This is a genomic window from uncultured Algibacter sp., from assembly GCF_947495675.1.
In the GTDB taxonomy this organism is placed as follows: Bacteria; Bacteroidota; Bacteroidia; order Flavobacteriales; family Flavobacteriaceae; genus Algibacter_B.
The window spans coordinates 81,332-94,484 of sequence record NZ_CANLZX010000018.1; the positions used below are offsets into that span (position 1 = coordinate 81,332).

At 31.0% G+C, this 13,153-nt stretch carries 8 protein-coding genes; 3 read left to right on the plus strand and 5 right to left on the minus strand.

From position 1 onward, the window contains the following. Positions 1-7: 7 nt before the first annotated feature. Positions 8-724 (minus strand): RNA methyltransferase, encoded by a 717-nt coding sequence (locus tag Q0842_RS12980; RefSeq protein ID WP_298498781.1) that lies wholly within the window; start codon positions 722-724, stop codon positions 8-10. 116 nt (positions 725-840) lie between these two features. Here Q0842_RS12980 and Q0842_RS12985 point away from each other — a divergent pair, with 116 nt between their 5' ends. The 3 genes from Q0842_RS12985 to accD all read left to right on the plus strand — a co-directional run bounded on the left by Q0842_RS12985 (position 841) and on the right by accD (position 5,799). After that, positions 841-3,366 carry a BamA/TamA family outer membrane protein gene (locus Q0842_RS12985; protein WP_298498784.1) on the plus strand — a complete coding sequence of 842 codons (2,526 nt, stop codon included), beginning with the start codon at positions 841-843 and terminating at the stop codon, positions 3,364-3,366. 189 nt (positions 3,367-3,555) lie between these two features. Continuing rightward, positions 3,556-4,623: a class II fructose-bisphosphate aldolase gene (fbaA, locus tag Q0842_RS12990; RefSeq protein WP_298498786.1), complete on the plus strand. Its 1,068-nt coding sequence runs from the start codon at positions 3,556-3,558 to the stop codon at positions 4,621-4,623. A 318-nt stretch (positions 4,624-4,941) separates the two neighbouring features. Continuing rightward, positions 4,942-5,799 carry an acetyl-CoA carboxylase, carboxyltransferase subunit beta gene (gene accD, locus Q0842_RS12995; protein ID WP_298498789.1) on the plus strand — a complete coding sequence of 286 codons (858 nt, stop codon included), beginning with the start codon at positions 4,942-4,944 and terminating at the stop codon, positions 5,797-5,799. A 52-nt stretch (positions 5,800-5,851) separates the two neighbouring features. Here accD and Q0842_RS13000 read toward each other — a convergent pair whose 3' ends face one another. The 4 genes from Q0842_RS13000 to Q0842_RS13015 form a co-directional block, all read right to left on the minus strand. Then, entirely contained in the window at positions 5,852-6,961 is a 1,110-nt protein-coding gene (locus tag Q0842_RS13000; RefSeq protein WP_298498792.1) for a PAS domain S-box protein, read from the minus strand. Positions 6,962-7,441: 480 nt separating this feature from the next. Next, positions 7,442-9,460, minus strand: a complete 2,019-nt coding sequence (locus Q0842_RS13005; RefSeq protein ID WP_298498795.1) for an OmpA family protein — start codon at positions 9,458-9,460, stop codon at positions 7,442-7,444. 11 nt (positions 9,461-9,471) lie between these two features. Further along, positions 9,472-10,386 carry a type IX secretion system membrane protein PorP/SprF gene (locus tag Q0842_RS13010; RefSeq protein ID WP_298498797.1) on the minus strand — a complete coding sequence of 305 codons (915 nt, stop codon included), beginning with the start codon at positions 10,384-10,386 and terminating at the stop codon, positions 9,472-9,474. Between the two features lie 44 nt (positions 10,387-10,430). Beyond that, on the minus strand, positions 10,431-13,153 hold a 2,723-nt coding region (locus tag Q0842_RS13015), incomplete at its 5' end, for a gliding motility-associated C-terminal domain-containing protein (protein ID WP_298498800.1).

The window sequence follows — 13,153 nt, forward strand, 5'->3', positions numbered from 1 at the left end:
AACAAAACTACCTTCTAAATTCACTTAATAAAATTGCTGTTGCAGTTGCCACATTTAAACTTTCAGTAGCTTGTAATTCTCCAAACCTTGGAATAGATACTTTTTCTAAAATGAGATCTTCAATGTTTTTTGAAATACCATTGGCCTCATTACCCATGACTAGTATTCCATCCTTAGGCAATTTTTTACTATAAATATTTTCACCATCCATAAATGCTCCAAAAACATTTAAATCACTAGCTTTTAAGAACGACACTAAATCTATATAAGTAATATTAACTCTGGTTATAGACCCCATTGTAGCTTGAATTACTTTTGGATTAAAACAATCTACAGTTTGCTTACTGCACACTAATTCTTTAACTCCAAACCAATCACACAATCTTATAATTGTTCCTAAATTCCCTGGGTCTCTTATGGCATCAAGTACTACTATAAGTCCAGAATTATCGATGGGTTTTGATTTAGGAATTTTAAAAATAGCCAATGCTTTATTAGGTGTTATTAAAAAGCTAATACGATTTAAGTCTGAATCTGAAATTAACTCTTCATCTTTGGCATCAATATTGAACGATTTTGTTGTATAAAGTTTGTAAAGCTCTAAATCTGATTGCAGAAGCTCAGTTATTGTTTTAATACCTTCAACTACAAAAAAACCATGTTGCTGTCTATATTTTTTTTGCTTTAAACTCGTTATTAATTTTATTTGACTTTTAGAAAGCATTTATATATTTTATGTTTAAATAATGTATTTTTGAATCGGTTATCAATATTTCATTTACAAACTTACAAATACTGTTGTCTTTTAAAGTCTAAAACATAAATTAACTATAATTTCATTTGAAAAAACAACTCGCAAATATATTAATCTTATTAATACTTACAAGTTACAATTACTCTTGTGATACTGTAAAAAGAGTTGCCGATGGTGAACACTTACTTGATAAAACTTCTATAATAGTAAATGAAGAAAAAAATAATACCGAAACACTAAATAATCTCTTATACCAAAAACCTAATAGAAAAATACTGGGTATTCCTTTAAGATTAAACATTTACAATACTGCAAGACAAAATAGAGATTCTCTTTTTGAAGTTTGGCTAGATAAAAAACCAAACCGAAGAGCCCGTTTAGAAAAACGATATTCTAAAAAACAAATAAATAAACTAAAACAATCTGCAATTGGTTTTAATAACTGGTTAAAAAATACCGGTGAGGCACCTACTATTGTTGATGTCGAAAAAACTAAACGATCGTTAAAAAGACTTGAAGATTTTTACATTAATAATGGTTGGTTTAATGTTGCTGCTAATTATGATATTGAAAGAAATGACAAAAAAAGGGCTGAGATAACATATAAAATTAAGACTGGCCAAGCATATTTAATAGATTCTATTACAAAAACGGTAAAATCTCCTGTTATTGATTCATTATATAAAAATATTCAAAAAAAGGCTTTAATTAAAAAAGGTGAACAATACAAGACAAGTAATTTTGAGCAAGAACGAGATAGAATTTCAACAGAATTAAGAAACTCTGGGGTATTTCATTTCAATCAAGATTATATTACTTTTGAGATGGATACTATTGGTACAAATAAAAAAGTTAACGTTGGTATTAAAATTCAAGATAGAGCCATAAGGACTCTAGATTCAATAAGACGCGAACCATTTAACATCTATAGAATAAGTGATGTAAATATAATTACAGATTACACTTTTGAAGATAGGAATAAACCCTTTCAAGATTCTATCTCTTACGGTAGTTATAAATTATATAGTTATAGAAAAATGCGTTATCGCCCAAAAGCACTAACCGATGCTATTTTTATAACTCCAGGAAAAGTTTTTAGTGATTTAGACAGAACAAGAACATATAGATATTTAAATGAACTACGCACCTTTAAATACCCAAATATTGAATATACAGAAAACCCCGATAACACATTAAGTGACACTATAAGATTAACACCATTAAAAAAGTTTAGTCTAGGTTTTAGTACCGATGTTTCAAAAAGTAATATTCAAACAATTGGTTTTTCACTAAACCCTAGTTTACAAATTAGAAATATTTTTAAAGGTGCCGAAACTCTTGAAATATCAGGAATAGCATCAATTGGAGCATCAGACGATTTAAGAGAAGAAAACGATCCTTTTTTTGATATTAATGAATATGGTGCAGATTTAAAACTAACTATTCCAAGAATATTTTCTCCTTTTTATACTGAGAATATTATCCCTAAATACATGTCGCCAAGTACTAGAATTGGTTTGGCTACTACTAGTCAAACTAATATTGGTTTAGACAAGCAAACCTTTAGCGGTAATTTTAGCTACAATTGGTACCCTAATACTAAAGTTACTAATCGTTTAGATTTATTTAATGCACAATATGTAAGAAATCTAAAAACAGAAAATTATTTCAAGATTTACGACAATTCTTTTAATACATTAAACGAAATAGCCAAAGCTGTAAATTATATTAATTCTACAGATAACTTAAGTATTCCTGAAGGCGCTAATCAATTTATTAATTATGTTTTAGGATCGCCTACACCAAGTGAAATTACATCAAACCAAATACAAACTGTCAACAATATTGATGAACGAAAAACAAGGTTAACAGAAAACAACCTTATTTTATCTTCCGCATTTAGCTTTACAAAAGATAATAGACTAAATTTATTTGATAATAATTTTTCGATTTTTCGATTTAAATTAGAATTAGCTGGAAATTTATTAGCTAGTACTTCAAAACTTCTAGGTTTAAAAAAAGATAGCGATGGCAGGTATCAACTACTTGATGTTGCTTACTCTCAATATGCGAAAACAGAGTTTGATTATATAAAACATTGGGACTTAGGCAAACAAAATGTACTTGCAACCAGAGCATTTTTTGGTATTGCCATTCCTTATGGAAATTCAAATAGTATTCCATTTGCAAAGAGTTTTTTTGGAGGAGGACCTAACGATAACCGTGCGTGGTCTGCTTATAGCTTAGGCCCTGGAAGTTCAGAAACTTCCAATGAGTTTAATGAAGCTAACCTTAAAATAGCTTTAAGCGCTGAACAACGATTTAATTTATTTGGTGATTTAAATGGTGCCATTTTTGTTGATGCAGGTAATATTTGGAACGTTTTAGATAATGTAGAAGATGATAGAGCTACCTTTTCCGAATTAAACTCATTAAAAGATATTGCTGTCGGTTCTGGATTTGGCTTACGCTATGATTTTAGTTTTTTTGTGTTTAGGTTTGATATTGGTTTTAAAACCTACGACCCTTCTTATAGAGATAAAAACAGATGGTTTAACGATTACAACTTTGCTAATGCCGTATATAACATAGGTATAAACTATCCTTTTTAAATATACTGTACTATCAAAAAAAGTGAGATATTAATTTTTACACTTAGGAAAATTTGTGTCTATTTTTTTAAAACACACTATAACGTTTTAGTGTTGTTTTATGATTTTCAAGCTATAAAACAACACTAAAATATGTAAATTTTGATTACTTTTGATACTTACTAACTACAACAATTAATAATTAATAAAATGGGACACAATATAAAACCAGGAGTAGCTACAGGCAAAGAAGTTCAAGATATCTTTAACCATGCTAAAGCAAACAATTATGCTTTACCGGCAGTTAACGTTATAGGTTCAGACACAATAAATGGAGTTTTAGAAACTGCTAGAGATTTAAATGCACCAGTTATTATTCAGTTTTCAAACGGAGGTGCGCAATTTAATGCTGGTAAAGGATTAAGTAATGATGGTCAAAAAGCCGCAATTGCAGGTGCTATAGCAGGTGCAAAACATGTACATACTTTATCTGAAGCTTATGGTGTTCCTGTAATTTTACATACAGACCATTGTGCAAAAAAACTTTTACCTTGGATTGATGGTTTACTAGATGCTAGTGAAGTACATTTTAAAGAAACTGGTAAATCTTTATTTAGTTCACATATGATTGATCTTTCTGAAGAGCCAATCGAAGAAAATATCGAAATATGTAAACAATATTTAAAAAGAATGTCTAAAATGGGCATGACATTAGAAATTGAGCTTGGTATAACAGGTGGCGAAGAAGACGGTGTAGACAATACTGACGTTGATGATTCTAAATTATATACACAACCAGAAGAGGTTGCTTATGCATATGAAGAGCTAAGTAAAGTTAGCGACCAGTTTACAATTGCTGCTGCTTTTGGAAACGTACATGGTGTTTACAAACCAGGAAATGTAAAATTAACACCAAAAATACTAAAGAATTCTCAAGAGTATATTTCAAAAAAATATGGTGTTGAACATAATCATATTGATTTTGTATTTCATGGTGGATCAGGTTCTACAGTTGAAGAAATTCGCGAAGGAATTAGCTACGGTGTAATAAAAATGAATATTGATACTGATTTGCAATATGCATTCATGGAAGGTATTCGTGATTACATGGGAGCTAAATCAGAATATTTAAAATCACAAATAGGAAACCCTGATGGTGATGACTCTCCAAATAAAAAATACTACGATCCAAGAGTTTGGTTAAGAGAAGGAGAAAAAACATTTGTTACTAGATTAAAAAAGGCATTTGAAGACTTAAACAATGTAAATACTCTATAAATTTAAGGTATTTATAGTATAAATATAAAAAAAGGTTCTGTGTTCACAGAACCTTTTTTAAGTTTAATCACTCATATATAGATACTTACAAACACAAAACTAATAAAATCATTATGGTGTTTCCACAAAATTAAAAAAAGGTTTAATTTTGTAGTTAGGTTTTAAGTTGTCGTTTCTTTAAAAAATTAAGAGAGTCTAACATAAAGTCTAAATCCCTAACATATTTTTTCGATTCATTGTATATAGTTTTTGTTCAAAGTCGAAAAAGTAAAAACCAATCCTGAGACTTATCAAAGGATTTAAAAATAACAAAGCATTATGTCTTGGTTTAAAAGAAAAACAAAAGGAATTACAACAACAACTGAAGAGAAAAAAGACACACCTAAAGGATTGTGGTACAAATCTCCTACTGGCAAAATTGTTGATACAGAAGAATTAGAAAAAAACTACTATGTTAGCCCTGAAGATGGTTACCATGTAAGAATTGGTAGTAAAGAATATTTCGAAATTCTTTTTGATGACAATAAGTTTAAAGAATTAGATATTAATTTAGAATCAAAAGACCCGCTTAAGTTTGAGGATACAAAAAAATACCCAGATCGATTAAAAGCGGCTCAAAACAAAACAAAACTTAAAGACGCTGTTCGTTGTGCAGTAGGAAAATCCAAAGGAAAAGATTTAGTAGTTGCCTGTATGGATTTTGCTTTTATTGGAGGTTCTATGGGTAGTGTTGTAGGTGAAAAAATTGCACGAGCAGCAGACTATGCTTTAAAAAATAAGTTGCCCCTAATGGTAATTTCAAAATCTGGTGGAGCTAGAATGATGGAAGCAGCTTTATCGCTAATGCAATTAGCAAAAACATCTGTTAAATTAGCACAATTGGCAGATGCACAATTACCTTATATCTCTTTGTGTACAGATCCAACAACAGGTGGTACAACAGCTTCATTTGCTATGTTAGGGGATATTAATATTGCAGAACCAGGTGCTTTGATTGGGTTTGCAGGACCCAGAATTGTAAGAGATACTACTGGAAAAGAATTACCAGAAGGATTCCAAACTTCAGAATTTTTATTAGAACACGGATTCTTAGATTTTATTACACTACGTAGAGATTTAAAAAACAATGTAAACAAATACATTGATTTAATAATGAATGAGCCCTTAAGAGCTTAATTACTACAATAAGATATATTAATAAAAGTCTGGTTTTAAAATCAGGCTTTTTTTATGCACATTTTAAATAAATAGAGAACTCACTACCAACATCTACTTCACTTGTAACTATTACTTTTCCTCCTAAAGATTCTATATGGTTTCTTGTTATAAATAGACCAAGACCAATTGCATCTTTGTGAGAATGAAACGTATTATACATTTGAAAAATTTTATCCCCATATTTTTCCATATCAATTCCTAACCCATTATCGCCTACTTTAAAAATAACATATTCATCTTTAACAGATGCTGTTAACCTTATTTTTGGCAATCGTTTATCTGATCTATATTTTATAGCATTGGTTAAAAAGTTTAATATAATGCTATCTAAATAAGCAGGAATAGCTTTTACACATAATTCTTCGTCTATATAATTTATAATAGTAGTATTTGTGTTTTTAGCAATAGCTTTTATACTATAAATTGCTTTTTCAACATAATCGTACAAGTTCAATACTTCAATTTGGCTTTCTTCAACCACTTTTATTTTAGCTACATCTGTTAAATGAGATACTGTCTCTTCAAGGTTTGCAATAGCTTTTTTCATTAAATCAAAATTGTCATTATTGTTTATTAAAGGTATATCCTCCTCTAAAAAACCTGCTATTGTTGTTAAATTACCTGAATGTGATCGTAGATTATGAGTAACTATACTTGCAAAAGAAGATAATCTTTCATTTTGCTCTCTTACAACCTTAAGCATCATTTTAAGTTTATCTTGATTTCTTTTTCGACCTGTAATATCTGAGAATTGCCAAATCATATTACTAGGTGTTCCGTTCTTATTCATTATCAATGAAACCGAAATTAAAACCCAGATAATAGACCCATCTTTATGAAAATACCTTTGTCTAACTCGATAACCTTCAGTATTACCTTGCATTAACCTTTCATACTTTTTTTCATGAACTCCAAGGTCTTCTCTAAAAACTATATTTTCAATATTCATATTGAATAATTCGTGTCTAGAGTATCCAAATAACTCACAGATACTGTTGTTTACTTTTATCCAATCACCATCTAAAGTTAAAATGACAATACCATCATACGTATTGTTGAAAATTTGTTCTAAGAAGTCGTAGGTTTCTGGAGAATTGACTCTGGGGTATAGCTTTTTCATGGGCGTAAATTATAAGTAATTAGTTTAAAGGGAGTTAATAAATAACAATTAAAACTTTAGCACTTTTAATTTAAGAAATTAATATACAAAAAAAATAATAAAAAAGCAAATTTAAAAACCACTATTGATTGATTTCTAAGGGTTTAAAAATATTTACAGAATATACCCATGCATAAAAGAGTCAAGTCATTCTCTTTAATAAAATGATTTATTATTTGAAATTATTAATGTAGTTATATTAATTTTCATATAGTTTTTCATTAATTTTATATAAGAGAATTAAAGCTTATAACTATTATATTAACATTTTCTGCTCCGCATACATTATGAATTTTGGCTAACATTAACTTAAACGCACTTCCAATGTTCTTTAATTTGTATTTGTATCAGGTTATAAAAAAAACGTTTCTCTTTTAAAAGAAACGTTTTTACTTTTATTACCATGCGTTGAGACACTTAACGTTCTCATATTTAGAAATTCTACATTTTAACAATAATAAATTCTGACCTTCTATTAAGTTGGTGTTCGGCTTCTGTACACTTTACACCATCTTTACATTTATTAATAAGTTGAGATTCTCCAAAGCCTTTAGCGCTTTCAATTCTACTTGCCTGAATACCTTGACTAACAATATAAGCTTTAGTAGACTTAGCTCTTCTATCTGACAAGCTTAAATTGTATTCATCACTATTTCTGGCATCTGTATGTGATTCAATTCTTATAACCATTTTAGGATATTGTGCCATTAACATCACAATTTTATTTAGTTCAATTGAAGCATCATTTCTAATGAAAGACTTATCTAAATCAAAATATATAATCCCTATTTTTATTTTAAGCACTCCCTTTTCTTCTACTATTAATTTATTAAGGGTTTCTAAACCTAAAGCAACAACAGTTTCTCCGTTTTCATTTAATGTTAATACAGGCTTTTCTTTTGTTTCATAACCTGTTTTTGATGCCACTACATTAAATTTAGTGGCACAATTTAATACCGTATTAAATACATAGGCACCGGCTATATTTGTTATTGTAGACTCTAACTCTTCACCTGTTTCAGAAAATAACGTCATTTTTACATCTGCTATACGCTCTCCAGTAATTGTATTTGAAACATATCCTCTTATAAGTTGTTCACATAAATCTTCCTCTTTTGGCAAGCGAACAAATGAATAAATATCATCATCTCCTTTTCCAGTTAATCTGTTAGAGCACACAAAACCTTTGTTTTTTTCTTCATTTACAATAAAACCAAAATCATCTAACTCACTATTTAAAGGCGCTCCAAGATTTACTGGCTTTTGAAAATTAGAATCGACAATTCTACTTTCATAAACATCTAACCCTCCAAGACCTAAGTGACCATCTGATGCAAAATACAACGCATTATCTGTGATATAAGGAAACATTTCACGTCCTGCTGTATTTACTTTTTCTCCTAAATTTCTTGGTTTAGAATAGCCAGTAAAAGTACTATCTTGTGTTTTATTGGTGTCTTCATTTAATATATCGACAACAAAAATATCTGTATCTCCAATTGACCCTGGCATATCCGAAACAAAATACAATAACTTTCCGTCGCTACTTACTGCTGGATGCCCTACAGAATAATCTTCGCTATTAAATGGCAATTCTTTTACATTTTTCCATGTTGGTAAACTATCTGAATCTCTACCTAACTCTGCACTATAAAGTTTTAAATGATTGGTACCTTTATCATCTCTACCTAAATTCCCATTATAATTATTTCTTGTAAAATATATTTTTGTTTCATCTGGAGAAAAGGCTAATGTCGCTTCGTGATAGCGCGTGTTTAATTTATTTGAAAAAGCTTCAATTAATTTTAAATCTGATTCGGTTTTATTCAGCTTTCCTAAATACATATTTAAGAATGGTTGTTCATTCCAATGATAAATTCTGGTATGATAGTTTGATGAATCTACAGCCGATGAATACACCAATTTATCTTTGTAATACATTGGTCCAAAATCTGAATATTTTGTGTTTACAGATACATTTTTTAGCACAAAATTAGGCTCTATATCTAATACATCTTCAACTGTTAATTTCTTTTGATCTAACAAATCAGATCTATCATCTTTGTTTTCTGTTCTTTTTGCAAACTCTTTCATCCATCGTTTTGCATCTCTATATTCACCTATACCTTCTAGAGCATGTGCATATCTAAAAATATATTCTGTATCTATATCCGAATAATAATCAGATATCAATTTATCATACCACACATAAGCGTTTTTCATATCTGTATTAAAGAAATAGGAATCTCCAGCGCGCTTTAAAAGGTTAATATATATTGAATCATTAGTTGCATTTGATTCTTTATTTTTTCTTTCAAATTTATTGAGCTCTAGTTCGTATAAAACTGAAGCTTCCTTATACCACATTCTTTCAAAAAGTTTGTCTGCTCTTTTCGATGAACTTTGAGAAAAAGAGATACTTATTGTAAATAATAATAAAAGTGTAATTGTATTTTTCATGTAGTTCATTTTTAAAAGAAACGTGGAGATTTAAGTTGTTTTTCTCTAGATCTTAACTCGAAACGCAACATAATTTCATGTGTTCCAGAATTAAAATTTCGTAATCGAGTAGTTGTAGCATCATAGGCATAACCAACCATTAATTTAGGTCCTAACTGTAACCCTAACAAACCACTAACAGAATCGTCCCAACGGTATGCTACACCCAACCTTAAAACATCATCAAACATAAAGTTGGCCGACAAATCGGCAATAACAGGTGCTCCTACTACAAACTTCCCTAAAAAAGCTGGTTTAAACTGAACTCTTGGACTTAAATCGAACACTTTACCAGCAATTAAAAAGTAGTGTAAACGCTCTGCAGCTATGGCGTTTTGAACACCATCATAATGCTCGTCTGTTAAAAAATTTGGTACAGATAAACCTATATAACTATTATCACTATGCCAATACACTCCGGCTCCTACTGTTGGTAAAAATTTATTGTTTATGTTTTCAAAAACACCTTCTGGTTCTTGAAAATTACCTTTTGTAAAATCTAAGCTCAACATTCTCCCTCCTCCTTTTATACCAAATGAAAGGCGACTATCATTGTTTAAATTTAAAGTATATGAGAAGTTGGCATCAATGTAAAATTCATCTGAAGGACCTAAGCGGTCGTTAACTAAAACGACCCCTAGACCTACATTTTTACCTACTGGCGATTCTACACTAAACGATTGTGTTTCTGGTGCACCATCTAAACCAACCCATTGCGTTCTATGCAAACCAGTTACTGTTAAGTGGCCTCGTGATCCTGCATATGCAGAATTCACGGTTAGCGTATTAAACATATAATCTGTATACTGTGGGTCTTGCTGGGCATAACTATTATGAAATGCCAGCACTAATACCAGACCAAATACTATTTTTAATTTTAAATTCATCTCTAAATTTTTATATTTTAGGTATATCCTGTTTTATAAATCTATTATCTCACTATGTATAACCAACCCGCTCTTGGTTCTGTTCCATCACCTAGGTCTAATATATAATAGTAGGTTCCTACCGGTAATTTTTCGTTTTTATTTACAACAGCTCTTCCGTTAGATACGCCATCAAAAGTATTATCGTATCCTTCTTTTACATAAACTACATTACCCCATCTATTATAGATTTCAAGTTTATTATCTGGGTAGTTGTTTATACAATCAATATAGAAGAATTCGTTTTTACCATTTCCGTTAGGAGAGAACTCATTATAGATTTTTAAACATTCTGGAGCAATAGTTGCATCATCTGTATCATTACTTTCGTTTGAATCTATTTGATCTGTAAATTCAAGCGAAGCAGTATTTACGTAATCATTAACATCTAATACTTCAACAGTAATTTCTAGAGTTTCTGCTACTCCGGCTGACACAACTGGTATGTTCCATAAACCTGAATCCTCTGAATACGTTCCTGCTGTAGCAACATAAGAAATAAACTCATATCCATTTGGTAACAGATCTAGGATTTCTACAGTAGTAGCATCAATACCTCCTAGGTTGTTTGCTCCAATAGTAAATACTACAGTATCTCCAATTGATGGGTTTGTATTGTCAACAGATTTTGTTACTGCTATATCAACAATTGGTGTGTTTATGAAAGCACTATCTTCATCATCTTCACTTTGATCACCATCATCATTATCTGGCATACTGTTAGGATCAAATTGATCGCTACCGGTAATCTGAGCTATGTTTAAATATTCACCTCCTTGTAAAGTTGGCATATTTACAGTAGCATCATAAGTAATTGTCAATCCTGCTAATGGCACATTTAATCCAGACCATGTAATAATATTACCTGCAAGCTCTCCACCATCACTAATATTAGTAATGTTACTATAGCCTATTGGCAAGATATCTTCTAGTGATACACCTGTTGCTGCATCATTTCCTGAATTATCGATTTGAAGTGTAAATGTTACAACATCTCCAACATTAGCATTCATGTTGCTAACAGATTTGGTTAAACTTAAATCTGCTGTTTCAGTCATGATCAAGATACCATCTTCATCATCCTCACTTTGATCACCATCATCATTATTTGGTGTACTGTTAGGATCAATCACATCACTTGCACTAATTTCTGCAACGTTGTAATATTCTCCGGCTGTTCCTGTTGGCTCATTAACTATTACATCAACAAACAAGCTCTGAGAACTACCGTTTGGTACATTACCTACTGTCCATAATCCAGTTACTTCATTATAGATTCCTGAAGTTGCGCTAAATCTTACAAAATCAAAACCTGCTGGTAATAAATCCATAACTTCTACTCCTGTAGCAGTATCTGGACCAGCATTACTAACTGTAATTTGGAATGTAATTTCATCTCCAACATTTGGCATAATCTCATTATCTACAACTGTTTTACTTACAGATAAATCGGCCATAGCATCTACTGGTGACACTAATATATTATCCTCGTCATCCTCACTTTGATCGCCATCATCATTGTTTGGAGAAGAATCATTATCTACAACATCAGACCCTGTAATTTGAGCAATGTTTAAATAATCGCCTTCGCCATTTACTAAGGCATCTATTAATAACGTTTCAGTACCACCGTTTGCTATCGTACCAACATTCCAGATTCCTGTTGTTTCATTATAAGTTCCTGATGTAGAACTAAACAATACAAAATCAAATCCAGATGGTAATAAGTCTGTGACTTCAACTCCTGTTGCATCCTGTGGCCCATCGTTAGTTACGGTTATTACAAATGTAATTTCCGATCCTACTAGAGGTGATGTATCACCATCCACAACATCTTTAGTTAATGATAAATCTGCAACTGATATTACTGGTGTTACAATAGCGTTATCCTCATCATCTTCACTTTGGTCGCCATCATCATTATTTGGTGTTGAATCTGCGTCTACTATATCAGATGCTGTTACTTGTGCTATGTTCAGGTAATCTCCTGTAGCGTTAACTAAAACATCAATTAATAACGTTTCTGATTCTCCATTGGCAATTCCACCTATGTTCCAAACTCCTGTTGACTCATTATAAGCACCAGATGTTGAACTGAATAATACGAAATCGTATCCAGATGGTAATAAATCTGTTACTTCAACTCCTGTTGCATCTTCTGGACCATCATTAGTTACTGTAATTTGGAATGTAATTTCTGAACCTACTAGAGGTGATAAATCTCCATCTACTACTGTTTTTACTAATGAAAGATCTGAAACAGATTCTATTGGTGTTACAAAAGCACTAGCTTCATCATCTTCACTTTGATCGCCATCGTCATTATTTGGTACAGAATCTACATCAAATACATTTGAAGAAATAACTTCAGCTATATTTAAATAATCACTTGTAGCGTTAACTAAAACATCAATTAATAAGGTTTCTGATTCACCCGACAATACTGTTCCTAATGACCATAATCCAGTTGATTCATTATAAGTTCCTGAAGTAGAACTGTACAATACAAAATCATATCCTGATGGTAATAAATCCATCACTCCAACTCCTGTTGCATCTTCTGGACCATCGTTAAACACTCGTATCTCGAATGTTATTTCAGAACCTATTAGCGGCGTTGTATCGCCATCTACTACTATTTTAGTTAAAGATAAATCGGCTTGGGCTGGTGCAATCGTTAATTCATCTTCATCGTCATCATCGCCATTTCCATCGCCATCTTCATCTA